The 24,312-nt window shown below is 42.9% G+C and carries 24 protein-coding genes; 17 read left to right on the top strand and 7 right to left on the bottom strand.

Annotated features, from left to right (window positions below; all coding sequences use genetic code 11):
• Positions 1–139 precede the first annotated feature (139 nt).
• Together CWO27_RS06835 and CWO27_RS06830 are read left to right on the top strand one after the other, a co-directional pair.
• Positions 140–445: a monooxygenase gene (locus CWO27_RS06835; protein WP_055320113.1), complete on the top strand. Its 306-nt coding sequence runs from the start codon at positions 140–142 to the stop codon at positions 443–445.
• Between the two features lie 48 nt (positions 446–493).
• The gene (locus tag CWO27_RS06830) at positions 494–868 is read left to right on the top strand and encodes a hypothetical protein (protein WP_102432627.1); all 375 of its coding nucleotides are present in this window, start codon (positions 494–496) and stop codon (positions 866–868) included.
• A gap of 98 nt (positions 869–966) precedes the next feature.
• On the opposite strand, the gene CWO27_RS06825 is transcribed toward CWO27_RS06830, so the two are convergent.
• Positions 967–1,485, bottom strand: a complete 519-nt coding sequence (locus CWO27_RS06825; RefSeq protein ID WP_048669028.1) for a lipocalin family protein — start codon at positions 1,483–1,485, stop codon at positions 967–969.
• A 262-nt stretch (positions 1,486–1,747) separates the two neighbouring features.
• Here CWO27_RS06825 and CWO27_RS06820 point away from each other — a divergent pair, with 262 nt between their 5' ends.
• Positions 1,748–3,391 (top strand): amidohydrolase, encoded by a 1,644-nt coding sequence (locus CWO27_RS06820; protein ID WP_240699567.1) that lies wholly within the window; start codon positions 1,748–1,750, stop codon positions 3,389–3,391.
• Positions 3,392–3,534: 143 nt separating this feature from the next.
• On the top strand, positions 3,535–4,230 hold the full coding sequence (locus tag CWO27_RS06815) for an outer membrane beta-barrel protein (RefSeq protein WP_107898741.1): 696 nt from the start codon (positions 3,535–3,537) through the stop codon (positions 4,228–4,230).
• A 235-nt stretch (positions 4,231–4,465) separates the two neighbouring features.
• Here CWO27_RS06815 and CWO27_RS06810 read toward each other — a convergent pair whose 3' ends face one another.
• The 3 genes from CWO27_RS06810 to CWO27_RS06800 form a co-directional block, all read right to left on the bottom strand.
• Positions 4,466–5,122 carry a hypothetical protein gene (locus CWO27_RS06810; protein WP_107898740.1) on the bottom strand — a complete coding sequence of 219 codons (657 nt, stop codon included), beginning with the start codon at positions 5,120–5,122 and terminating at the stop codon, positions 4,466–4,468.
• Positions 5,123–5,490: 368 nt separating this feature from the next.
• Positions 5,491–6,972: a serine protease gene (locus CWO27_RS06805; protein WP_107898739.1), complete on the bottom strand. Its 1,482-nt coding sequence runs from the start codon at positions 6,970–6,972 to the stop codon at positions 5,491–5,493.
• 441 nt (positions 6,973–7,413) lie between these two features.
• Entirely contained in the window at positions 7,414–7,893 is a 480-nt protein-coding gene (locus CWO27_RS06800) for a hypothetical protein (protein WP_107898803.1), read from the bottom strand.
• Positions 7,894–8,200: 307 nt separating this feature from the next.
• Between CWO27_RS06800 and CWO27_RS06795 the strand changes: the two genes are divergently transcribed.
• From CWO27_RS06795 to CWO27_RS06750, 10 genes are all read left to right on the top strand, one after another.
• Positions 8,201–9,463: a metal-dependent hydrolase family protein gene (locus tag CWO27_RS06795; protein ID WP_107898738.1), complete on the top strand. Its 1,263-nt coding sequence runs from the start codon at positions 8,201–8,203 to the stop codon at positions 9,461–9,463.
• A 159-nt stretch (positions 9,464–9,622) separates the two neighbouring features.
• Complete coding sequence (locus CWO27_RS06790) at positions 9,623–10,849, top strand: lipase family alpha/beta hydrolase (protein WP_107898737.1); 1,227 nt, start codon at positions 9,623–9,625, stop codon at positions 10,847–10,849.
• A gap of 186 nt (positions 10,850–11,035) precedes the next feature.
• Positions 11,036–11,326: a hypothetical protein gene (locus CWO27_RS06785; protein ID WP_240699566.1), complete on the top strand. Its 291-nt coding sequence runs from the start codon at positions 11,036–11,038 to the stop codon at positions 11,324–11,326.
• 94 nt (positions 11,327–11,420) lie between these two features.
• On the top strand, positions 11,421–12,419 hold the full coding sequence (locus CWO27_RS06780) for a DUF2860 family protein (RefSeq protein WP_107898736.1): 999 nt from the start codon (positions 11,421–11,423) through the stop codon (positions 12,417–12,419).
• A 104-nt stretch (positions 12,420–12,523) separates the two neighbouring features.
• Positions 12,524–13,543: a helix-turn-helix domain-containing protein gene (locus CWO27_RS06775; RefSeq protein WP_107898735.1), complete on the top strand. Its 1,020-nt coding sequence runs from the start codon at positions 12,524–12,526 to the stop codon at positions 13,541–13,543.
• 121 nt (positions 13,544–13,664) lie between these two features.
• Positions 13,665–14,669: a helix-turn-helix domain-containing protein gene (locus CWO27_RS06770; protein ID WP_170960823.1), complete on the top strand. Its 1,005-nt coding sequence runs from the start codon at positions 13,665–13,667 to the stop codon at positions 14,667–14,669.
• 143 nt (positions 14,670–14,812) lie between these two features.
• A complete protein-coding gene (locus CWO27_RS06765) occupies positions 14,813–16,363 on the top strand; it encodes an amidase (RefSeq protein ID WP_107898733.1) in 1,551 nt (516 codons plus the stop codon).
• Between the two features lie 8 nt (positions 16,364–16,371).
• On the top strand, positions 16,372–17,013 hold the full coding sequence (locus CWO27_RS06760; RefSeq protein ID WP_107898732.1) for a hypothetical protein: 642 nt from the start codon (positions 16,372–16,374) through the stop codon (positions 17,011–17,013).
• Between the two features lie 49 nt (positions 17,014–17,062).
• Positions 17,063–17,512, top strand: a complete 450-nt coding sequence (locus CWO27_RS06755) for a magnesium transporter (protein ID WP_136975654.1) — start codon at positions 17,063–17,065, stop codon at positions 17,510–17,512.
• The gene (locus CWO27_RS06750) at positions 17,509–18,585 is read left to right on the top strand and encodes an HlyD family secretion protein (protein WP_107898730.1); all 1,077 of its coding nucleotides are present in this window, start codon (positions 17,509–17,511) and stop codon (positions 18,583–18,585) included. The genes CWO27_RS06755 and CWO27_RS06750 overlap by 4 nt, the downstream gene beginning before the upstream one ends.
• A gap of 212 nt (positions 18,586–18,797) precedes the next feature.
• Here CWO27_RS06750 and CWO27_RS06745 read toward each other — a convergent pair whose 3' ends face one another.
• Entirely contained in the window at positions 18,798–19,250 is a 453-nt protein-coding gene (locus CWO27_RS06745; RefSeq protein WP_107898729.1) for a septal ring lytic transglycosylase RlpA family protein, read from the bottom strand.
• 310 nt (positions 19,251–19,560) lie between these two features.
• Positions 19,561–20,052: a VOC family protein gene (locus tag CWO27_RS06740; RefSeq protein ID WP_048669017.1), complete on the bottom strand. Its 492-nt coding sequence runs from the start codon at positions 20,050–20,052 to the stop codon at positions 19,561–19,563.
• 471 nt (positions 20,053–20,523) lie between these two features.
• On the opposite strand from CWO27_RS06740, the gene ahpC reads away from it, so the two are divergent.
• Together ahpC and ahpF are read left to right on the top strand one after the other, a co-directional pair.
• Positions 20,524–21,081: an alkyl hydroperoxide reductase subunit C gene (ahpC, locus tag CWO27_RS06735; protein WP_017629768.1), complete on the top strand. Its 558-nt coding sequence runs from the start codon at positions 20,524–20,526 to the stop codon at positions 21,079–21,081.
• A 212-nt stretch (positions 21,082–21,293) separates the two neighbouring features.
• Complete coding sequence (gene ahpF / locus CWO27_RS06730) at positions 21,294–22,886, top strand: alkyl hydroperoxide reductase subunit F (RefSeq protein WP_107898728.1); 1,593 nt, start codon at positions 21,294–21,296, stop codon at positions 22,884–22,886.
• A 145-nt stretch (positions 22,887–23,031) separates the two neighbouring features.
• On the opposite strand, the gene CWO27_RS06725 is transcribed toward ahpF, so the two are convergent.
• On the bottom strand, positions 23,032–23,631 hold the full coding sequence (locus CWO27_RS06725) for a LysE family translocator (RefSeq protein WP_102277316.1): 600 nt from the start codon (positions 23,629–23,631) through the stop codon (positions 23,032–23,034).
• A gap of 122 nt (positions 23,632–23,753) precedes the next feature.
• Between CWO27_RS06725 and CWO27_RS06720 the strand changes: the two genes are divergently transcribed.
• Complete coding sequence (locus tag CWO27_RS06720; RefSeq protein WP_019825927.1) at positions 23,754–24,239, top strand: Lrp/AsnC family transcriptional regulator; 486 nt, start codon at positions 23,754–23,756, stop codon at positions 24,237–24,239.
• Positions 24,240–24,312 lie beyond the last annotated feature (73 nt).

Genomic DNA, 24,312 nt, shown 5'->3' with positions numbered 1-24,312 from the left:
TCCTGTCTGTTTTTTACAGGTAATATCTATTTCAACAGGCAATATAAATCTCAACAACAAACGAGAATGGCTTGTTTGTCTTAAACACCTATTTTTCAGCGGATTTTGTTAAACGAAATTTGTTAAACGGAGAAACACCATGAAACTACTGCAAGTTGATTTTGAATTTAACGGCCCTTTCGGTGAAGAGATGTCGAACGCACTCGTAGACCTAGCTAAGTCCATCAACAACGAGCCGGGCATGATCTGGAAAATCTGGACAGAAAACCAAACCGAAAAACTGGGCGGTGGTGTCTACCTTTTTGAAGATCAACTCAGTGCTGAGGCTTACTTAGCCATGCATGCCGCTCGCTTGAAAGAGATGGGCGTAGATGAAGTTCGCGGCGTGATTTTTGACGTGAACCAGCCATTAACTACCATTAACAAAGGCCCAATCAACGGCTAATGGAATGAATAAAGAATTAGCGAAAGGCACGAGATAGAGAGATAACAAATGAACAATAAAACGTTTTTAAGCCTACACGGCATCATTTACGCAGGTTTTGCCTTCGCGTTGTTTTTTCTACCAACGGTCATGTGGCCTATGTACGGCGTGGAAATTAATGATAAGTACGCTTATTTTCTCTCTCAACATACCAGTATCTTCCTTGGTGGTATTGCAGCGATAACATGGTTACTGCGAGATATTGAAACGGGAGTCAGTGCCAAGAAACTCATCCAAGGCTTGGTTGTCACCAATATGCTCGGTGCGATCATCACTCTGTATGCCGCTTTCACGGGCATCTTTGTTGGCTTTGGTTGGAGCGACCCAGCGTTCTTCCTTTCGCTATCAGTACTGAGCGTGTTGCAAGTGCGTAAGCAAGACTAACTCTCAGATAATTAAAAAGGCACAGAGAAGTTCATCCTCTGTGCCTTATCAATCATCACTCAATCACTCAATCACTCTAACCAATAACAGCGATCGGTTTATTGGGTATGTTCCACAACGATCAGCTCATCGGTATTGAACCCACGCTCTTTCGACATCGCTTTAAACTTTTCCATCACTTCAGGTGCGACTTCAGGCGTTCTTGCTAGTAGCCATAAGTAATCAGTGTCGGGCCCAGAAACGAAGGCGTATTGGTACCCTTCCTCTTCCAATTCAAATACCACATAGGCACCATAAAACGGACCGAAGAACGACACTTTTAAGTAACCTTGGTCGCTACCTTCAACAAAGTACGCTTTGCCTTCTGCCTCATTCCATTCGCCCTCTTCAGCCGAATAACCGCGGTTAATCACTTTCACGCCGCCATCATCGCGTAGGCTGTATTCAGCGCTCACATTACTTAAGCCGCGCTCAAAAGAATGGTCTAAGCGAGCCACTTCGTACCATTTCCCTAAGTATCTATCCAATTCAAACTGCTGAACTGGCTTTACGGTTTCTGGCATCCCCACGCATCCACCCAACAGAATGACACTCAGCAGCAATAATATTTTCTTCATCATAACCTCGACTCGATAAATTTATTCGTTATAGATAACCCTATACGTTAACTTTAAAGGAAAGTTCAGTTCTTACTCTGTTAATCAGTGACTTACCTAACATTTATTCGACAAACGTAAGTTTAACTCTTTAGAAATAAAACTTAGATTCAGCCAATCAATTATTCTAACCTTACAATAGACGGGGAAGTTATTAATGTGAATCACTATGAAAATGCACTCAAAACTAAAAGTACGACTATTAAAACAACTCGTTTGTACAATGGGTTTGGCTACATCATTAACAGTCACAGCCTCCGATAGTCGCGTTTTTACTGACGCGATCATTTATGGTCACTATGAATCCAACAGTATCGTCACGCAGAACGGCAAGATTTCTTTCATAGGGAGTGAACAACAAGCGCGACAATTTGCTAGCTCTGACGCTGAATTTATCGACCTAAAACAAAACTTCGTCCTTCCAGGATTCATAGACAACCACAACCATGTTTTCGAAGCGGCCTCAGAGCTGGGTGGCACCTGTGAACTCGATTCTGAAGCAACACTCGAAGAGCAAATCCTCTACTTAGAAGCCTGTAAGATCAATGCTGATACCGTTGGCAGAGGTTGGCTAATGGGTTATGGCTTTTCTTTGGAATCGACTCTCGATAGCGATTCTGAATACACACCACTTGAGATCATCGACAGTGTCTTCCCCGATCGACCAGTCGTGATCATGGAGCAGACTTCACATTCAATGTGGGTTAACTCCAAAGCGCTAAAAATCGCCCGAATTAGTCCGCAATCACCAGACCCACAAGGCGGAGCATATTTAAAAGATCCTGCAAGCGGTAAGCTCAATGGCATCTTACTGGACAACGCCGGTGATCAAGTCATGGAAATGGCGTGGAACAGTCAAAGCGAGCTCTTTGAGCAGAGCTACCAAGGCTTAATATACGGCCTTGAAGAAGCGGCTGCCCACGGCATCACCACCATAGGAGACGGTAGAATGTATTGGAAGCGCGGTTGGCATGACGTTTGGCTAGAAGCCGAGCAAAACCAAGATCTCACAGCGCGCGTCTCATTGCGTCCTTGGGTTTACCCTTCCATGGCATTGCCTTCTCAATTGGAAGTGTTTGAGAAAATATATTCCGATGACAAAAGCCGCCTACTGCTGGTCGAACAGGTGAAAATGTACAGCGATGGTATTTTTATCAATGGCACGGCAAAAACGCTTGCCCCTTACTTAGATACCTATTTACCAAGCTCTCCTAATGGCTTGAACTACATTCCACCAGCACAGATGAAACAGTGGTTAACGGCCCTAGAAAAAATCGGCTTTAGCGCTCATATACATGCTATTGGTGACGGTGCGGTTCGTGAATCTTTGGATGCAATAGAGAGCGTGCGTAAACAAGGTTCGCAAAAGCCATACACGTTAACCCACGTTGAATTGATCAATGATGAGGACGTTCCACGATTTAAACAACTTGGCGTAACTGCAGATTTCCAAGTTGGCTCAGACTACGTCGCGCAACACAATCACGAATGGGCCAATGCCTTCTTAGGTGCTCGCCGTGCCAAAGCCATGATGAATCTCGACGCAATCCTCAAAACCGATGCCAATATCACGTTAAGCAGTGACTGGAACGTACACGACATCAATCCTTTAGTCGGCATCGCGAACAGCTTAATCATGGGTAAAACAGGTCTAACCGATATCTATACAGCCATCGACGCTTACACCCTCAACGCAGCTAAAAGTCTAGGGATTGATGATATTACGGGGACAATTGAAGTTGGGAAGTCTGCAGATTTCGCCATTCTAGATAAAAACATCACCACCTTGTCAGCAAGAGGCATCGCCAAGACTCAAGTATTGATGACTGTACTGCGTGGCGATGTGGTGTATCAAAATGGTGAATAGATTTTACAACCAACAATAAGCAACATTATTCACCACAAGAAAACAATCATTACATATCATTTTCAGAATGTTAGTTTCCGCAACAGACAGGTTAAATAAAGTAATTACAATGCCGCAACTTTTTACAAATAATGAAGTTACACATGAAGAAACATTTAATTTTACTTGCTGCGTTAACGTCTTTACCTGCTGCTGCGAATGACTTCTCTTCTATCTCATTTGGTGCTCAATATGGCATTGATGATGGCCTATCTGACTCAGTAATTGGGCATGCAGAAAGTAGCCTTAGTGGGTACGGTCGTTTATCTTGGAATTTCTACGACCATATCTTTGCTGACTACAACATCAGTTATAGCTCATTTGATGGCCCTAGCTTTCAAAGCCAACATTTTTCAACAACAACCTATGCTTCAACAACAAAGCAAGATTTCGGCATCGGCTACTACTTCGAGTTAGGCTCTTATTCACCTTATATAAAAGTAAACAAGACGTCATTTAAACAAAGCTACAAAGGTACAACCGGAAGCTCTACTCCTGGCAAAAATGGTATAACACCACCTGATATATCTGATGCGAGCTACACCGCGGATGGTTATGGTTTAGAGCTAGGCTCTTTCATTCATATGAGTGAGAATTGGACACTGAAAGTTTTGGGTAGCATTAGTAAGCTTGAAGAGAGCGGTCAGGACATTGACTTATACGAAACGTATGCCATTTCCGATACGAAATTCGGCAGCAATTGGGCTTTTGAAGCAGCTCTCGGCTATCGAAAGCTTAAAGCTCAAGGTGCCGACTTAGGCGAATTCATGCCACAAGTTGGTCTAAAATACGATTTTTAAATCTCTATTTAATAGAGGCTTATAAACTGAATGCTATATAGCTCAGATTTTTAACCCTTTTAATAAAAACACGATTCTGAGTTTTCTGTGGCATCTCTATATGTACATAAACTTCGATAGACCTAAAAGGGTTGGTATTTATTACCAACCCTTTTTCATTTAATACTAAATTAGAATTTTCAAATGAATATGGGTCAGATTATTAATATAAAAATCCGCTCAAAGTTTCACACGATTAAATAGCGTAAAATTTGACAAGACGCTCACTGTAACCCAAATTAGCCGGGGTATGATTAATTTCCACTGTAATATTACCAGAAAGCTCACCGTCGGCCTTATATACAGGGCAAGATGCTATATCTGACAAGTATGACTCTTCCGTAGGTGCACTAAAGTAATAGATTTTTTGTAGGTTACATTCACCTACCTTCATTCCCAACGCTTCAACTTCCGAGCGTTGACGGTAATAATGCGGACCAATGTCTAGAAGATATTCAGGGCTATGGGTATAGATCTCGCTGGTATAACGCTCAGCAAATTCACTCTCAGCAACGAAGTTTTCATTCTCCATGCTATAAAGAATGTTCAAATGCCAATAGATTAGCTCAGACTCATCACTCGTTGATTGACCCGGTTTTGAATACACACATTGGATCTGACTATGAGGGACTTCCAAGCCTTGATTTGCTTGGATGTTATTGCGAAGCGTGTTGATCCCACAACGATGCAAAGTAAAGCCATCTTGCTTCATCGATTCAGTCACTTGATTCATCGATTGGTATTGAACGTAGACACCTTCAGGCGATTCACCGGTGATAACGTTACTATTATCAGCATAAGTAAACGGACTTAGGCAGGCGGTTACAGACACTAACGCTATTGTTTTTTTCATTATTATTTTTCCTTTATGATTGGCGGCAGGAAAATAACTCAAAAACAAAATATGCAATACAGTGCTCATTGATATTTGTGATCTTGGTTAAAGCAATGATTACTTTTATGAATATTAAAGTTTGGTGTCGGGTATATTTTTATATAAACAGGATTAAACGCCTCAAAAAAATTATGGATTTATATTAATAGAATTACCTTATAACAATTAAGGAAATGGTATTTACTATTAACATATTAGATATTTAAAACTATCAAATATCACCACCATCTCCATTTTTATTAATCATTCTGTTTAATTATAATAATCAAAAGCGAGCCTAACCGACTCGCCTTTATTATGAATTTCGTAAACTGACTTCTCGTTGATTATTGAGACTCTGACAACAACAGGGATAATCCGGAAAAACTTCGGAACGCATTAATCATGATATAGAGATCTTCATCCGCCATAGGCACCTCGCAGCTTTCAAAGTTGCCAGAGCGATAAGGTCGGCAATCGTAAGTACTTTTCGTTGGTTGCGCGCCAGAACGAATATAGAGATCGGCGTCACCCACTCCTTGCTTGATAGTTGCAGTTACATCACTGGTACGGTTTGCGGCTTTGAGCACAAACAGTTTTTGTTGGCCGGACGTCGCGGCGAGATCGGTTATTAGGCTTCCTAAAGTCACTTCTGGGATCTCATTCTTAGGCTCACCAACTGAGCCGTTAGGTAGCTCGTCATTGAAATACGAAGCCACTAATGGCCAAATTTTACTGATTTTTACGCCTTGGTTTTCGCAGCCTCCGAAATGATGCAAAGCAATGGCTTTGTTGTTATCGGTTCGCAGAACAGGTGACCCAGACGAGCCTCCAATCGTGTCACAGAAATAGCCAGTATCCGTATTTACTCCTCGCCCATTCGCTGAAGCCACATCGATCTGGCACAATCCTGAACCATTTTGATCACTCTCAATAGCGAGCTCTTTCGGCTTACCCGCCCCGTGTTGAGGAATATAAATCCCGTCACCAAACATCGGCTCTTCAGCGTCTAACCCTAGATAACCAAACGACGCTATCTTTGAAAAATCATCGACGGTAAACAGTGTGTAATCCAGATCATAATCGGTGCTGAGTATCTTACTTCCCATGACTTTAACCGTGGTGGCCATAGAGCCGTCACAAGTACGGCGCTGATAGTTAAACCATACCTCTGTATTTCTCAGTTCTGATTCTGATGCGACACAGTGGTTATTGGTGAACATATGGTTATTTGGCCCAACTCGCCAAGCGGTACACAAACTACGTCCATTGATTAATAGCCTTGCAACGGGTGTTGTCCAAGCCACCTTACCTGGATGAGACTCTTTCCAACAGGCAACATCTCTGCGCTCGTTAACGCCACATGTCGATAGTGTTGCCAATGCCTCCTCATCTGCACTCTTACCCGCCATGTAGTAGTCTATCTCGAATTCAGGGTATTGGCCGTTTGCGTTTGGCATCGCCTCAATCAACATGGTGTCACCTGAAATAGACTGAGCAAACCAATCTGTCTGACTCTCATGATATTCAACACCCTCATCACTGGTGCTCGAACTCAAACGCAACAGGCTACCTTTGGGTATAACAAGCGAATTGAAATGAAGCTTAATGAATGACGCGCTCGCGTGTTCAATTTGCTGCGTGTATCGATCGCCCGATGTTTCAGTCAACGTTTGATGTGACAGTTGATACATCACTTCATCAGCAATAACAGGTAGGTGTGGTTGAATCGAAAGCTGTGGCTGAACTATGAGCTGTGGTTGCGCATTTACGAACGAAGAAAATAGACATGTTGTCGCTAACCCAAGGTTAGATAAGATTACTTTCATTAGATTTCCTATATCGATTTGTAGTGTTCCCTCCACAAACATATGTGCTAATAAACAATATGACACAAAATGCATATTTGATTTTCAGTAAAGAAATCTCAACACCTAAAGTACACTCTAATATTCAACAAGATAGAAATAATTAGTATTGATTCACACCACTCTGACTGTACAAATTGGTGTGCGACTTGAACACAAAAAGAATCATGGGTAAGCAGCGTATTTTGCTATTCTGAAGATAGTTTCGGCAGAGCTATACTCTTCATATAGTCAATAGAGAAAGCCTTGAACTGCCACACTTAAAACTGCGTGGATTATTAAATAAGTAAGAAATCGATAAATGGAATGCAGGTAAACAGAAACCAAAAAGGGCTAGCAAAACTGCTAACCCTTCTCAGTTGAGAGTTCGTTTCAAACTCTCGATTTCTATTCAACTTTCGCTTACGCTGTCTTTTCATTCAAGTTTGCGTCTTGCTTATCATCAAGAGTAAAGTAGATCTTCGATACAATCACTTCGGCAATCAGAATCGTAAATACCACAGCAAAGAACGCAACCACACCATTCCAAGGACCAGTAAAGCTCACCTTCTCACCGAACAACAAGTTAATCGCTTCTAGCATCACGAATTTTGAACCCACTAAAATGATGTAAGTGGTGATTGCTCGGTAAACCTTAGGTGCGGTGCCCGGCTTGCTTTTGAAGTGCTCAGCAATCTTGTGCTCTAAACCAATAGAGAGCTTCAACAACAACTGCAACAACAACGCCGCAATCAAAGAGATAGTGAAAGATTCAATGTTTACAAAGTCCCAGTACTCATCAAAGAAGTTAAGAACCACTAGGTCCACCAGCACAGCTAACGTGTAACCAACGAATAGACGTTGTGGTGTATTGAATCCGTAAACTTTGTCTGATTTAGTCATTCTGTTTCTCTCTAATTGGATAAGTAGTCTCGATTTGAAATACATCTTAGCGTTCGAATCGAAGCAAAACTTACCATTTGATGACACCACAACCATTCCATTCCATTCGAAATTATTAGTTTTTATCGATTCATCATTTCTCACACCAATAATTCGCTTCCCTCTATAAAGCAATTTTCAAAAATATAGAAATGCACCAAAAGATAACTCTCATCATTGCTTGTCACCAAATGGCCATTTTTCAAATACTGCCCGCCATAAGATAACTCCATCAGCGACACACTCTCATTTCCAAAAGGTGCAGACTATGAAAAAGCTAATCACTAACGCGAACGTATTTAACGGTGTTGATAACAACCTAATCAAGAACGTATCAATTCTTATTGAAGACAACTTGATTACACAAATTGGCGAGGTTGATACAACGTTAGCGGATGAAATTATCGATGCTCAGGGTGGCACGGTAATGCCAGGTTTGATTGATGCGCACGTTCATATCACGCTATCTGCACCTTTCAATGTGATTGATACCATGACACGTGAAGAAGTGGCGATTCGCTCGGCGAAGATTTCAGAAGAGATGCTGATGCGCGGCTTTACCACCATTCGTGATGTAGCGGGTAACACGCTTGGCCTTAAGAAAAGTATCGATAACGGCTACGCAACTGGCCCACGTATTCTGCCTTCAATGGCGGCGATTTCACAAACTAGTGGTCACTCAGATTACCGCCAGAACCAAGCGCAAGAACGTTTAGCTAATGGGCACGAAGACTCGCCAATGATGAAGCTTGGCGCAATGCGAGTGGCCGATGGCCGTTCAGAAGTATTGAAAGCAGTACGTGAACAACTGTTTATGGGCGCGTCACAAATCAAGATCATGGCAGGCGGCGGTGCATCATCAACCTTCGATCCACTAGACACATTACAATTTACTTCTGACGAGATGGAAGCCGCTGTGCAAGCCGCTTCAGACTACGGCACTTATGTTGCTGCGCACATCCACACTTCTGATGCGATGCGCCGAGCAGCAGAAGCAGGTGTGATGTCATTCGAACATGCGACTATCATGGATGACGACATTGCGGAGATCATTAAAGAGAAAGGTATTTGGGTGATTCCTTCTTACTTTACCTCTTCATTGATTGCAGAGCGTAAGATCCCTCTGCCAAACGAAGAGACATACCGCAAGACAGAGCGCGTGGGTAAAGCCATGTTCAAGTCAGCAGAGTTGATTAAGAAATACGACATTCGAAACATCGCCTTTGGTACCGATTGTGTCGGCGAAACCAATGTGCATGCCACTCAGCTGAATGAACTCGGTGCGATTGAACAAGTGTTCGATACCATCACTGCACTTCGTATGGCGACATCAAATTGTGGACGCTTGTTCGAAATGTCGACTTACCAACACCCTTACCAAGAAGGTAAGTTAGGTCAGATCGTTGAAGGCGCGTATGCCGACCTATTGATCATCGACGGCAACCCACTGCAAGGCGTGGTATGTGTTGCTAACACCGATACACAAAAACTGATCATGAAAGACGGTAAGGTGTACAAAAACACGCTTTAGCGTTCAATATTCACTCACTGAGTAACTAAAACTCAAAGGCAAGCAAGCGAACTTTTTAGTCGCTTGCTTGCCTTTTTGTTAAGCGTTGTTTTATTGCTACTATTAAACACAGGCTATTGATTCAATGATGGAACGAGTTGATCTAAGGATGAGAATTTAATGAAGCGATTACTTACTGTGCTGCTAATCAGTTCAGCGCTTTTCGGATGCGGTAACTTTAGAAACCTATCTAATGAGATACAAGCTATCGACTCCATTACCAATCAATACATAGTTACCTTGAGCCAACCTGCCTCTGGCTCTGCCGTGGTAATTGAACAAATTAAAGACATCAACAAAAGCGAGGTTGATGGCTACGATGGCATCATCGACAGTGACAGTATTCACTTGCATGTATCAAATAACATCCACTACCTACTTATCTTTGAAGATAAGAATCAAGATCTTACCCTACAGGCCGATGAAGCTTTCAGTGTGCTCAACCTACGTGATCACGAAGATAGGTCGACAATAGAAGTATCATTAACCGTTAATGAGAGCAAAGCCCCAAGTGCGTTTGTTGATCGCTCATTATCCTCACTACTGAAAATTGAGTTAGACCTCGTCGATATAGGCACCGTGGTGGATTTATCGGATCCTCCTTTTGAGAAAGGCAATGCAAAACTCGGTATGTGGCAACCACTAACATTCTTACTCGAAGATAATGCAGGACTCTATTTTCTATCTGAATATGATCCAAATAAAATCCCAATCTTATTTGTGCACGGGATCAATGCCACCGCTTTAGATTTCGCCCCTCTCATTGAAAAAATCGACCAATCTAAATACCAAATATGGGTGTTTAACTACCCTTCTGGCCTGTCTTTATCTTTAAATTCGAAAGGCTTGAACAATCTGTTACATACGGTTGTAAATGAATATAAGAACCAACAACTACATGTTGTTGCCCACAGCATGGGCGGGCTTATCGTCACCAACAGCATTCGTCAGTGCCGAATTGGACAGTTATGCGACTTTGTAAGCAGCGTGACTACCATCTCTTCGCCGTTTGGTGGTGTTGAGTCAGCTAAACAAGGGGTTGAGTACTCCCCCGTGGTAATGCCTGCATGGGTTGATTTAAACCCAGAAGGTAAATTTATCGCTGACTTATTCATTGATAATAATAAGATTCAAATCCCTCACTTCCTAGCCTTTGGTTATAACTCGGGCGAACTGTTTAATACCAGCAGTAACGATGGCGTCATTAGCCTATCAAGCCAGTTGTCGCGCCCAGCTCAATTGAATGCCGAGCAAATTCTTGGTTACGACGAAAACCATTTAAGCATTTTAGATAACGACGACCTGTTTGAAGATCTTTCTGAGTTTTGGTTGAGAGCAGATCAGTAACCCCACCCTATACATAACCCGACAAACGAGTTGGCGTGAATAGTATTAACATTGGCGGTATTTGCACTGCGCACCAACACCCCAACCTTTATTCTAATCCCATAAATCAGCACACGGAGTGACGCTAAGCCTAGCGAGCTAGGTTTCGAAACAAGGATAGTGACTTTCTAACTTGGGATAGAAACGATGACTATCAATGAATTAAAACAAAGATATTTGTTCAAAGTTATGGGGAAAGATGCAGTTTCAGCTGCGGCTATCTCTCTGCCTACCTTAGCGAATGCAACACCAACTTCACCAACCAATTTGCCTTCAGATCACCAAACCGTTGACTCGCCACTGGATGCGACCGAGATGGCGAACCTGATAAGAGACAAAAAAGCCTCACCAAAAAGAATTCGCACAAGAAACCATTCGTTCTACTGTCTCTTTGCTCGAAAGTCTTGGGCAAACAGAAAAGCCCCGATTGCGCTTTAACAAGCGATTAACTTTAAAGAGCTTTTCGTTTTAGAAAGCCATTCATGTTCGAAAGCAATTCGATTTAGAAAATTATCCAAGTACGAGTCTATTGATGAAACATATTATTTTCCTATTTTTGGCAAGCCTGACGCTTGCGCCATATTCATTCGCTGCTCTAGCACCAAGTGAAGGCTTCAGTGGTAACATGACCTTCCTAACCGGCCTCACTGCAGACTCAAGCAACCTCGATGTTGGTCAAAGCAATCATCAATCTCAAGCCGATTTAATGTCGTCGGGGAATACGGAAGCCGAGGGAATGGTCGCTGTTTTGGGTTCAGTGCAATACACCTTTGGCGCTTTGAATCATAAACAGTTTTTCTTAGGTACCTCAAGAGACGACATCATTACAGGTACGCTGGCATTTGAAATTGGATATAGACAGCAAGTGGAAAATGGCATGGTAGTCGACTTTTCTATCTTGCCGACTCTAATATCTGGCGAAGTATGGGATGACCCTTATGCTGTAGACTCGAAAAGAGAAGAGACCGATGTCACTGGTACTGTCGTTCGAATGCAACTTTCAAGAATAATGGGCTCGAATTTTAATCTCGATGTCGCTTCTGGTGAGTCAGACGTTAAAAAAGAAAACACCGGTCTAAAGGGGCTTGGTTTAACCGAAGAAGAACGCGCACTGATGATTCGAGAGCGAAAATACTTTTACCTAAAATCGGGTTACCAGTACTTCTTAAAAGATGGTTCTGGCCTTTTCACACCCTCGATGAATGTTGTCTCATCAGACTCAGAGGGAGACGCACTATCGTTCTTGAGCCTTGGCGCGGAAATTAACCTAGCGAAAATGTATGGAAATCATGGTCTAGCTTTAACACTTAATGCAGCAAAGCGTAGCTATGATAAAGAGAATCCAATTTTTAATAAAACTCGCGAAGATAAAGACTTTGGAGCATTCATCGCTTATGAGTATGCCAATATCTTTGATACAAAAAACTGGTCTCTAGTATCACTACTCGGTGCTAAAACAACGAATTCGAATATTGAGTATTACCAATCATCACAATACGTGGTTTCCGTAGGTGTTGATTATAAATTCTAAGGCTGAACAGAGATTTTCATTACTTGTAACCCATAAACAAATCCTTTAATTTGGATATATTACCGAGAAGAGCACTCTTCAATCACACGAAATAACAGGGAGTTATGGTGGAAAGTTTTAGCACACAATTGCCCATATTTTGGTTTAAAACTTTAGATTCTGCTATTAAAGCAAGAATTGGAGACAGCAGCGATATCTGGTCGGGAGCAGAGGTCTATAAACAACTTTGCTCCGCCGAATCGATCTCGGCTTATCAGCTTCAAACCGCCATCATCAATATCTACCAACGCTTTGATCATGAACTGATCGACCTGTTTGATGAATCCGCTCGCTATTTCGATGAGCTTGAGATGGGCGCTCCGGTTATGGCCATGCTCACCGCGCCAAACCTCGCCAGCTTTTGCCAACTCCTAAGTCAATACTCCATTCATATACATCCGTTACTGAAAATATTCAGTCGTGAAACAGAGAATGGGGAAGTCGAATTATGGGGAGTAACACCCGAGTACATTGACGAAACCACCCTAATGACACACATCAGCTTAGGGCTGTATTTCAGTATTATCCTCAAGCTCGTTCGAAAGTACCTAAATACACCAAGACAGAAAGTCGCCATCCACATTCATAAGAACACCATCGGTGATGAGTTTTTAAGCATATATGAGCGCGTATTTAATGTAGAAATGAAGGAAGGCTTCCCCGCCCGATATATACTGCTCCCTAACGATCTTGTTCAGGCAAAACCTCGTCAATTCCAAGCCGACTTTCATGCAGAGTTAGTACGAATCGCCGACCAACAGATGGAGAAAGCGTTAAAAACCAACTTAATATACAAAGTGAATGAAACGTTCAAAGTGCTCGCGGTAAAAGACACCAACCTAGATAGCGTGGCGAGTAACCTTCACATCAGCCCTCGAACCCTGAATCGTAAACTTAAACAACAAGGGGTGAGTTTTCGTCGTTTGTTCGATAAATATCGACTTGAGCTGAGCATGACGTTGCTAAATCAAAACAACAGTAATATTACCTATGTGGCTCACGAGCTTGGCTTCTCAGACTCAAGCGCATTCAGCCGAGCATTCAAGAATTGGACTGGTCACTCTCCAACAGAGCTTAGAGGATGAAAAGAACTCACTCATACACTGTCTTATTGACGACGAAGATACCTATAGTAGCAACCAATACTAAGGTACAGTCCAACAAGGAACATAAGGTCAAGGCATTCAATATATGGTAGGCCCAACAATGAAAGGTATGGAGATCAACTCAGCCTGGTTTGAAATGATCGATGATTTTGTAAAAGCTAATGACATCCCCTTAGATCGTATTTTCCCCGACCCACAACAATACCAACAGTGGAAATGCTCCTCTTCTGTCGATTATAGTGAGTTTAAACAGTCTCTAAGACGGATTGTTGAATACCGTAAAGATTACGCTTCTTTGTTCCTAGCAGTGGAGAGCCTCAACCCCTTAAGTTTTGGCACGGTGGGGGTCATGCTAGCTTCAGCACCTGACTTACGTACGTTAATGAAACTCATGTCTGAATTTCAGGTTCTATTTGGTGGGACTATTAGTACCGTTTATCGTGAGACTGCCTTTGGTGAAGGCGAAATGTGGCTAATAGAGCAGTCAGAGCAAGATTTACATCTGGAACTTGTAATCGTTTATGGCGCAGCTCTCCTAAAATTCATACGAGTATGCAGTGGTGACCCAACACTCTCTGTCCATTTCAAGATGTTAGCCTGGCATATTGGAGAGGAATACTTAGAGCAATTCAAACAGATCACCGGTTGCGAAATGGATTATGGCCACAGCATGCGTCGCCTATCTATTAAGAAAGAAAACCTATATAAACCATTAAAGTTCGCCAACGCTTCCCTTCATGAAGCAACAAAAAAACGAGCCTATGAAGAGCTTCAATTAAACGTAAGTACCAACATTATCGCACTCACACACAAGGCACTGTACGGAATAGGATTAACGGATTCCAACCAAGAGGCTGTGGCCCAATATCTTAATATGTCGTCTCGTTCATACAGTCGTAAATTGAAGCGGCTCGATACCTCTTTTTCTGAAGTGCTCAAACAAGTTCGCCTCGAATTTGTTCTAAAAGAGTTTGATAGCAACAAAGACAATTTAACAGAAATCGCCTACCAACTTGGATTTTCGGATCTCAGTGCATTTTCACACGCATTCAAACGTTGGACAGGAATCTCTCCAAAACAGGCCCTCAAACAACATCACAATTAGAAATAGTCATGAATGATGAACGTCATTCGAGCATATTCACACTAGAGATAATTGGCGGATAATAACAACTTTATGGCTTCAGAGAGCAAAGCTGACAACATGTAAATTCATATAATCCTCACTAGATTTTTGAGGAATATTTTATGAAAAGACGTGATTTTATAAAGAACATCGGCATGGCCGGTTCAGCTGTAGCGATTAGTACAACAATTCCAACTGCAATGGCCGCTTCCATTTCAACGAGTACAACTAAGCGGACAAATGCTTCACCAAAACGCACCCCACTCGATGGTATTGCCATGGCGAACCTCGTCCGAACTGGGCAAGCGACCCCCAAAGAGCTAGCCCAAGAAGCCATCGAAAAAATTAAGCTGACTAACGGTACAATTAATGCTGTAGTCAATGAGCGTTTTGATGCCGCGTTGAAAAACGCAAATAACATCAATAAAAATGCTCCTTTTGCGGGTGTTCCGTTACTAGTTAAAGATTGTGTCGACGTTGCTGGAATGCCATCAACCAATGGTTCGCTATTGCTCCAGAATAACATTCCTCAGCAATCATCTGATTTTGTCGTTGCGTGTGAAACGGCGGGATTTAACGTTCTGGGCATGACTCACTCACCTGAATTTACCAGTTCTGCATCAACAGAAAGCATCCTCTTTGGCACTACTCGTAACCCTTGGAATCTCGAACGTAGCTCTGGCGGATCATCTGGTGGTTCTGGCGCAGCTGTAGCTGCGGGTTATACGCCCATTGTTCATGGTACCGATGGTGGCGGTTCTTGTCGTATTCCTGCGTCAATGTGTGGCATTTTCGGCTACAAACCAAGTCGCAACTTACTTATTTCGGGTGCTGTTGGTACCGATGATTTCGTACTCACTCACTCCTCATTTATGTCGCGTTCAGTTCGCGATACGGCTTTAGCAGCAAGCTTAACCGAGAACCATGTTCGTAGTAATAACAAGCACCGCCGTGTGCCGCTCGGCTATGTAACTCAACCTATCGAGAAAAAGCTCCGCATCGGCGTTTCAATGAAAAACATGTTTGGCGATATGCCAGACACAGAAACTCAAAACGCGATGACAAACACCATCAAGATACTGCTTAATCTTGGTCATGAAGTGATTGAAGTAACCAACCCTGTACGTGGTCCTGAGTTCATGCACAACTTCACAGCTGTATTTGGTAGTCGTTTGGGGCAACTGGGTAAAATGGTTGAAGCACAAACGAAACAAAAACTCGAAGATTCTAAAATTCTTGGTTGGCAAACGGTTGGTTGGATCCGTGAATTTGAACATCATGCGAGCAAAAACAGCAAGTTCGTTGAGCAAGGTTTTGCTTACCAACAGGCACTGGATGCGCAAATGAACGATCAATTCTATAAGTCTATCGATGTATGGCTAACGCCAGTAACACCGGACAAATCCCATGACCACACACTAACGAATCCAAACCTGAACAGCGATTTCGGTATCTTCAAAGAACAAAGCAACCGTGCTCTATCGTATACACCGATCGCTAACATGGCTGACAACCCATCGATATCAGTTCCTCTTTATTGGACTCGTACAGGCCTCCCGATTGGTAGCATGTTCAGCACAGCTCGTGGCAACGACCGAACGCTATTTGGTCTCGCTTATGAACTCGAAAATGCGAGTCCATGGGCATACAAAACAGCACCACACTTTGTTTAGGAAATAAAATGAGAAAGTACGTTCTTTCAGTCACTCTGTGTCTAATGAGTCATGCTGCGGTTGCCAACAGCTGGTTATTTAGCGGCTACGCTAAATTTGGCGATATCGAAGCCAATGGTTCAAATGTCACCACTTCTTTTGAAGGCTACCATTACCGTCAAAATACGCTTGGTCGTTTGACGCTAATGGGTGAGATCGACAGCGCTAATGTTGGCGAGGTAGATCAAAACACACCTCCCTTTCAAGTGACTCAGTTTGGAGCTATCCAGCGTATTGCAATAGGGCAGCAGGCGGCAATAAGTTTTGGTTACCAGAACTTATTTGGACTAGGTGAATCTCTTGAGAATCGTCCGTCTATCGCTTTGCAATATGGCTTTGAAAACGGACTTTACCTTAGCCACCGAACTCGTTATCACCACGCGGACTTTGATGCACTAAGTAGCACGACGCGTTTAGATAATATCATTGGCTATGCCTTCAATGGATTTGATACCTACCTACAACACATCTACTTTTCTAACGAAAATCGCAACGATTTTCAATGGAGAGTGACCAAACAAGCGGAAACGTTTTCACCATTCGTTGAGATCAGAACTCAACAGGATCGTGATTACTACGCGTGGGTTGTTGGTGTAAACCTCAGTATTTAACGGTTAGGCAGCCATTATGTGTTGCCTAATCTCAACATTCGAGATTGGTATGTTTAAGAAAATTCGATCCTTTTTAACAGCTTTATTCAAAAAACTCTTGTTCGTTTCTGCTTGTGTTGGTCTGGGTTGGTTTTTCCAGCTCGGCGCAGAAATTAATGGTAAAGACATTCCTGAAGAGTACTTTTACAGCGGTGGTTACCCTGTCCCTATCGCGCTAATGGACGCGGAGTGGTTTATTGGTTTTGCTTCTGTACTGACATTATTAATGGTGGTTTATCTGCTTAAATTGGCGTGGGAACTTCATGAGATTGCTGTCCACAAAGCGGAAAAGACCATGGCGGCGCATGTAACCCTCGTTTCAGCCCTCACCATGCTGGGTCTGTTTATTGATAATACATGGTGGATTTTAGCCATCATTATCGCGTTTACAAATTGGTCTGCATTAGGCGAATCAATCATTCGATTATCTAAGAAGGTTAAAGAGGAAACTCAATCATGAAAGAGATGCTAATACCGTATATTTTGATCTGTTGGATTTTGGTCAAGATGGGCATTGTCACATGGAATCTTCGTAACGCCGTAAAGATGGTCGGGATCGGATTTGGTATTCTCATGGTGTTATTTTTCGGCCACCGCATCTGGTCACCTGTTGATATGACTAATTCAACGACAGTAAAAGCTCCCCACGCTACATTAGCTCCGTTTATGGGGATGCAAGTTAACGAGGTGTTTGTTGACCACAACCAGAAAGTCACAAAAGGGCAACTGCTTTATACGCAAGTGAACGTGGATACACAAAGCTCCATTGAAGCTCTCAATGCCGAAAAACAGGCATTGCTGGCTCAAATCACGGCTCATAAAGCGCAAAAAACGGCGGATGTGCACACTATCAAAAACATCGAGTCAAACTATAGACGTCTAAGTAAAATGGGAAACTTTGCAGCGGAACAAAACCTTGATGATGTAAAAGCTCAACTCAACACGGCAAGAGCAGCATCTGCAGCTGTTGATGCGGCTATTCATGCTGTTCGATCTCAAATCGTTGGCGTTGAAGCAAGGTTAAAAACAGCACAGTGGCAAGATGAACGTAAAGAGGTGCGCGCTCCATTCGACGGCCAAGTCAGTGTTGTAAACATTTCGGCAGGTACCATTTTTGGTGGTATTCACTTGTACGATACCTCTCGTAAATTTGTTGAGATGCGTATTGCCGATCAAACCTACAACTATATTGAACCCGGTCAGTTTTCCGAATTCTATGTGGATGCGTTCCCAGGAAAAACCTTCCGAGGCCGTGTACACAGCATTCGTACTGGTACGGGTGAAGCTCAAGTAAGTTTGATGCCAGGTGACCAGCATGTACGTCAGCACATTGGGAATAACATGAGTGCTCATGGACGTACCGTGTTGATTGAGTTTGATGAAAACATGAACGGTGGTTACGACATCCCGATTGGTTCATCCGGTCAGGCTTGGATTAGTGCCAAGAAACCTGCTTCCGTAGGATTTATCGATATGATTGGTGGTGCAACCATGCGCCTTACCGCAATGAAGTCATATTTGATGGCTTTATAAAGGCCTCGTAATACATAAAAATAAAAGAGTAGCAACAGCTACTCTTTTTCCACACCTATCTCCACCATATAGCAAACGAGTACTGCTATCAGACCTAACCGTATTGACCTCTCAATGTCCAGTTATACTTTAGACTTCGGTATTCAGCACCTCCCCTTTTGGCAATCAATAAGAAGTCGATGATATTGGTTAAGGGGGAGGCTAGAAGAAGGTTAGTGTTTGTACCTGAAGGTATTGCTGTCATCAACAATCTCGATTTTGACAGGAACGGTGCCTTGTTTAATGTTGCCGATTTTGGCAAATGCCTTGTGCGAAAGGTCGATAACTCGACCTTTTACATAAGGACCTCGGTCATTAATTTTCACATCGACCGACTTGTTATTGTCTGTATTGGTCACTCTCACGATAGTGCCGAAGGGTAAGGTTTTATGAGCCGCAGTATTCGCATTCATATTATACGTCTCACCACTTGCTGTGAGCCTTCCATGGAATTTATCGCCATACCAAGAAGCTTTACCAGCAAGAGCATGGGACTTGGCATATTCCTTTGTTTTGGAACTGCCGACAGCCGACGTTGAGGTACATCCGGCTAATATCATAAGAATAAGAGCAGTAAAGATAATATGTGATTTTTTCATGTAATTTGGGTGCGCTAATCTGTGCATTTTTCTCTATTTTCGTTGTTATTGGTTAGCAATATAATGCTGAGTATAGTCACGGCTCAGCCAAGGCTACCATTCTGTATGATGGCGCAATGTTTTCATGAACAACGCTTTATTCCGTCATATTCATGAAAGGTTTTATCTTCAAAACGTCAACTTTATCAACGACTTTAATCTGTATCTTTCTTAATCACTTCATGTAGATAAATCACTCAACCAAACATCCAAATACGAAAAAAGGATTGGTATCTCTACCAATCCTCTTTAGGGGTGTGCTTCGGTTTTTCTACCTTATGGTAGGTAGATAGCGCGATTACTCGTAATCAGTCGCGTATGTATCTTCGTATGAGTGCGAGTAGAATTCGAATAGGTTGCCAAACGGGTCTTCTAGGTAAACCATTTGAGCTTGTTTTAGTTCGTCTTCTGGGTGGTAACGGTGAATATCCATACGTACTTTACCGCCAAACTCTTCAACGCGCTTAATCGCTGAATGAAACTGCTCTTTTGGAAGCTGCAGACAGAAGTGGAAAATGCCCAGGCGAGAGAAATCCACTTCGTGACGCTCTTCACGGTCAACCATTTCGAATAGCTCAACACCGATACCGTCTGAAGTTACTAAATGTGCAATGTTGAAGCCTTTGAAGCCTTCGCCAAATACTGCGATACACATGCGGCCGATTGCTGATTCGCGCTCTTCCATAACCTTAGTGTTGTTCATTACAATTCTTAGACCTAGAGCTTTAGTGTAAAACTCTACTGCTTGGTCCATGTCGCCTACCATGATGCCTACGTGATTCATTTTCATAACTTTCTCCAATTCGTTTTTTATTCTGTGCTTTTCGAAGACTAGCTTCGGTATTTCGTTTCGATGAAGAGAGTATAGGGAGAGACTGTGATTAACTGAAATTATCATAAATTATATTAATAATAATTTTTTGTTATACAAAAATTAACAGGAGATCTCAGCTCACTTAAAGAAACACTGTCTACCTCGATGTTCACGCTATAAATAGCCGTTCACGCTAATAGAGATAAGCCAAATGTAGAGGACAGCCTAAAGAGCATAGCTCCTCAAATGGGTGATGCTGATGTTTGATAGCTTTTGTTAATGTTTTTTGTTGATAGCTTTTATCGATAGCTTTCTTCTATCAAAGATAGGATTTGCCTATTGAATCTATAGAAATGTCCGATTTCACTAATTTTCGGTGCCAATGCAATATATCTCCATCGACGCGGGATAGCGTTAAACACTACAAATTAGAAAGAGAGTCAAAACATGATCAACACAGAAATCAAACCATTCAACGCAACAGCATTCAAAAACGGCGAATTCGTAGAAATCACTGAGCAAGACGTTAAAGGCAAGTGGGCAGTATTCTTCTTCTACCCAGCAGACTTCACTTTCGTATGTCCAACTGAGCTAGTTGACCTACAAGAAAAATACGCAGAGCTTCAATCTCGCGGCGTAGAAGTTTACTCAGTATCAACTGACACTCACTTCTCTCACAAAGCATGGCACGATACTTCTGACAAAATCGGCACTATCGAATACTTCATGGTAGGTGACCAAACGGGCAACATCACAAATAACTTCAACGTTATGCGTGAAGGTCAAGGCCTTGCAGACCGTGCAACGTTCCTAATCGACCCTGAAGGCGTTATCCAAGCAATGGAAATTACAGCTGAAGGTATCGGTCGTGACGCTGAAGACCTACTACGCAAGGTTAAAGCAGCACAATACGTAGCGGCTAACCCAGGTGAAGTTTGCCCAGCTAAATGGAAAGAAGGCGAAGAGACACTAGCACCATCTCTAGACCTAGTAGGTAAGATTTAATCTAAGCCTAGCTAACAAGAATAGCTAAAAAGAACAAATAAAACGGTTCTACAGGCGCGCTTCGGCCTCCCTCCTAAAGGGCAGTTGCGCGCCACCCTTTCAAAACATCAACACCACAATATTTGCCGACTTGCGCCCCCTTTTTATTTTCCTTTTTCAGCAAGAAGGTATTGGTCAATACCAAGACACAGAATTTAAGAGCAGGCACGATTATGTTAGATCAAGCAATGAAGCAGCAGCTAAAAGCATACCTAGAAAACCTAAAAACCAATGTTCAGTTAGTGCTGAGCCTGGATGACAGCGATACCGCACACAAACTTCAAGACCTAGCGAATGATATCGCGTCTTTAACCGACAAAATTGAAGTAACACGCGATGATAGCGCTAGCACGCGCAGCCCTATCATGCAGGTAGTAAACCAAGAGAAAGGCACTGCGATCGGTTTCGCCGGTTTACCAATGGGTCACGAGTTCACGTCGCTGGTACTGGCACTGCTTCATAGTGGTGGTCACCCTATCAAGCTTGAAGCTGACGTAATCGAGCAAATTAAAGAATTAGATCAAGAGCTTAATGTAGAGATTTTCATCTCACTCTCATGCCAAAACTGTCCGGAAGTGGTTCAAGCATTCAACATGATGTCGGCGATTAACCCGCTAGTTAAGACAACCATGATTGATGGCGCGGCATTCCAAGAAGAAGTGAAGTCTCGCGACATCATGGCAGTACCAAGCGTATTCATTAATGGTGAGCTATTCGGTCAAGGCCGTATGTCACTGGCTGAGATCCTTAATAAAGTAGACTCAGGCGCAGCAGAAAAGAAAGCGGCAAACCTAAACCAACAAGCACCATTTGATGTATTGGTTGTCGGCGGCGGCCCTGCAGGTTCTTCAGCGGCAATTTATGCTGCACGTAAAGGCATTCGCACTGGTGTGGTTGCTGACCGATTTGGTGGCCAAGTGATGGATACCATGGCGATTGAGAACTTTATCTCAGTGAAAGCGACAACCGGCCCTAAATTAGTGGCAAGCCTTGAAGAGCATGTAAAAGAGTACGGTGTTGAAGTGATGACTGAGCAGCGCGCTGCAAACATCATTGCGGCAGAAGACACTGAAGACGGTTACATCCACGTTGAGCTAGAGAGCGGCGCAACACTACGAGCTCGCACTGTTATCACCAGTACAGGTGCACGCTGGCGTGAAATGAACGTTCCGGGTGAACAAGAATACCGTAACAAAGGCGTGGCTTACTGCCCACACTGTGACGGCCCACTGTTCAAAGGCAAGAAAACAGCCGTTATCGGTGGCGGTAACTCAGGTATTGAAGCCGCTATTGACCTAGCAGGTATCGTGGAACACGTAACCGTACTTGAATTTGCAGACACGCTACGCGCTGACCAAGTACTTATCGACAAAGCGAACGCAACGCCAAACATCGAAATCATTAAGATGGCTCAAACGACACAAGTGTTGGGTGATGGCAACCGCGTAACCGGTCTGGAATACAAAGACCGCAACACCGATGAGCTGAAACAGATTGAACTCGCGGGTATCTTTGTTCAAATCGGCCTAATGCCAAACAGCGAATGGTTGAAGGGAACGAAGGTAGAACTATCACCACGCGGTGAGATTGAGATTAACGCTCATGGTGCAACATCAATGAAAGGTGTATTTGCAGCGGGTGACGTAACAACCGTACCTTACAAACAGATCATCATCGCGATGGGTGAAGGTGCCAAAGCAAGTTTAGGTGCATTTGACCACCTAATCCGTAACTCAGCTCCAGTTAAAGAGGCTGAAACCGCTTAATCTTAAAACTTAAAAGCTTCTAGGCATAAAAGCTTTTAACTCAAGTTCCTTAAATATTTGTTAACTTAATTCTTTACTGTTAACGACTTAGTCGACATTTAGACACCACTCCTATGGATTTAGGAGTGGTTTTTTTCTTTCTGAACTATGCCGGTTGATAAAGCATGAAAGCAACAACAAGCGCGAGACTTCCACCCAAGCAACGGTTCACAAACATCATCTGTTTTGGTGATTGAAGCAATTTTTTAAGCATGGTGCCGCAATACGCCCACACCAACATGCACGGTACACCCGTGATCACCATACCCGCGATAATGGTCACCACTTGAATCAGGTAGTCCGCGTTCGGGGTGATGAACTGTGAAAACACAGTTAATGAAGCAATCCAACCTTTAGGGTTTAGCACCTGCACCAGCACGCCTGACATAAAGCCCGAGCGATTGTCGGTGGTGCTTTCTTCGATTTGCATATTCGCAATCGACCACGCCATGAACAACAAATAGGCCGCACCCACGTATTTCAAAATGTTGTATAGCTCTGGGTAAAGGGTAAATAGGCTCACCAAACCGACACTGGAACCCGCCAGTACGATGATGATGCCAACAGCGTTTCCAGAGATAAAAGGTAAAGTTGCAGCAAACCCATAACGACTTGAAATCCCAAGTAATGCGATATTGCCAGCCCCAGGTGTAATTGCAATTGATGTTGAAAATAGCAAGAACGCCAGCATTAATTGAGAGCTCATTTCCTCTCACTCCTAATAAGTAAAGTATTTATAGGGAGAGAGTTTACAGATTCGACTAGGAATTAAATTGCTATATAGGCTAATATTAATGCAAATTTGAGCAAGATTTTTCTAAGATTATCATGAAACAGAAAGAATCCACCAAAGAAGTGTTAGATGACACAGATATCGCCATCTTAGGACATATCCAACAAGACGGTCGCATGAGCAACAGTAAGCTCGCTGAAAAGGTTAACCTCAGCGAAACCCCATGTTGGCGCCGTTGGAAACGTATGGAAGAGACAGGCTATATCGACGGTTACGCCGCCAAACTCAACCGAAAGAAATTAGGCTTTCATGTGGCAGGTTTTACCTTAGTCACGCTCGGCAACCACGAGGTTGAAAACACAGAGCCGTTCGAAGAGTTTGTTGCAGTTACCGATTGGATTCCTATGTGTCATTGCATTGCAGGCGGTGCCGACTACATGGTGCAAGTGTTAGCAAAAGATTTGGAAGAGTACTTTGAGCGTATTAGCTCAATAAGACGAGTAAAAGGCGTGAGTGCGATTCAATCCAACATCTCAGTGAAAGAACTAAAAAACAGCTATCAGCTTCCTCTTGAGGACTAGTTCACTTCTCCTGACTGCCCTGTTCTTTCAGCAAAACAAAAGCCCAGCTCCCTAGATTTCTAAAACTTAGGGG

The organism is Vibrio sp. 10N.286.51.C3 (assembly GCF_003050065.1).
Classification (GTDB): Bacteria; Pseudomonadota; Gammaproteobacteria; order Enterobacterales; family Vibrionaceae; genus Vibrio; species Vibrio crassostreae.
The sequence above is the reverse complement of the archived record's forward strand: the minus strand, read 5'-3'. Positions and strand labels throughout refer to the sequence as shown.

Coding starts and splice junctions, on each gene's coding strand:
- CWO27_RS06750 (WP_107898730.1), top strand. CDS start 17,509: ATGAAAGAGATGCTAATACCGTATATTTTGATCTGTTGGATTTTGGTC.
- CWO27_RS06775 (WP_107898735.1), top strand. CDS start 12,524: ATGGTGGAAAGTTTTAGCACACAATTGCCCATATTTTGGTTTAAAACT.
- CWO27_RS06720 (WP_019825927.1), top strand. CDS start 23,754: ATGAAACAGAAAGAATCCACCAAAGAAGTGTTAGATGACACAGATATC.
- CWO27_RS06800 (WP_107898803.1), bottom strand. CDS start 7,893: ATGACTAAATCAGACAAAGTTTACGGATTCAATACACCACAACGTCTA.
- CWO27_RS06785 (WP_240699566.1), top strand. CDS start 11,036: ATGACTATCAATGAATTAAAACAAAGATATTTGTTCAAAGTTATGGGG.
- CWO27_RS06755 (WP_136975654.1), top strand. CDS start 17,063: ATGTTTAAGAAAATTCGATCCTTTTTAACAGCTTTATTCAAAAAACTC.
- CWO27_RS06830 (WP_102432627.1), top strand. CDS start 494: ATGAACAATAAAACGTTTTTAAGCCTACACGGCATCATTTACGCAGGT.
- CWO27_RS06790 (WP_107898737.1), top strand. CDS start 9,623: ATGAAGCGATTACTTACTGTGCTGCTAATCAGTTCAGCGCTTTTCGGA.
- CWO27_RS06820 (WP_240699567.1), top strand. CDS start 1,748: ATGGGTTTGGCTACATCATTAACAGTCACAGCCTCCGATAGTCGCGTT.
- CWO27_RS06815 (WP_107898741.1), top strand. CDS start 3,535: ATGAAGAAACATTTAATTTTACTTGCTGCGTTAACGTCTTTACCTGCT.
- CWO27_RS06805 (WP_107898739.1), bottom strand. CDS start 6,972: ATGAAAGTAATCTTATCTAACCTTGGGTTAGCGACAACATGTCTATTT.
- CWO27_RS06810 (WP_107898740.1), bottom strand. CDS start 5,122: ATGAAAAAAACAATAGCGTTAGTGTCTGTAACCGCCTGCCTAAGTCCG.
- CWO27_RS06760 (WP_107898732.1), top strand. CDS start 16,372: ATGAGAAAGTACGTTCTTTCAGTCACTCTGTGTCTAATGAGTCATGCT.
- ahpF (WP_107898728.1), top strand. CDS start 21,294: ATGTTAGATCAAGCAATGAAGCAGCAGCTAAAAGCATACCTAGAAAAC.
- CWO27_RS06725 (WP_102277316.1), bottom strand. CDS start 23,631: ATGAGCTCTCAATTAATGCTGGCGTTCTTGCTATTTTCAACATCAATT.
- CWO27_RS06770 (WP_170960823.1), top strand. CDS start 13,665: ATGAAAGGTATGGAGATCAACTCAGCCTGGTTTGAAATGATCGATGAT.
- CWO27_RS06835 (WP_055320113.1), top strand. CDS start 140: ATGAAACTACTGCAAGTTGATTTTGAATTTAACGGCCCTTTCGGTGAA.
- CWO27_RS06765 (WP_107898733.1), top strand. CDS start 14,813: ATGAAAAGACGTGATTTTATAAAGAACATCGGCATGGCCGGTTCAGCT.
- CWO27_RS06745 (WP_107898729.1), bottom strand. CDS start 19,250: ATGCACAGATTAGCGCACCCAAATTACATGAAAAAATCACATATTATC.
- CWO27_RS06825 (WP_048669028.1), bottom strand. CDS start 1,485: ATGAAGAAAATATTATTGCTGCTGAGTGTCATTCTGTTGGGTGGATGC.
- CWO27_RS06780 (WP_107898736.1), top strand. CDS start 11,421: ATGAAACATATTATTTTCCTATTTTTGGCAAGCCTGACGCTTGCGCCA.
- CWO27_RS06795 (WP_107898738.1), top strand. CDS start 8,201: ATGAAAAAGCTAATCACTAACGCGAACGTATTTAACGGTGTTGATAAC.
- CWO27_RS06740 (WP_048669017.1), bottom strand. CDS start 20,052: ATGAAAATGAATCACGTAGGCATCATGGTAGGCGACATGGACCAAGCA.
- ahpC (WP_017629768.1), top strand. CDS start 20,524: ATGATCAACACAGAAATCAAACCATTCAACGCAACAGCATTCAAAAAC.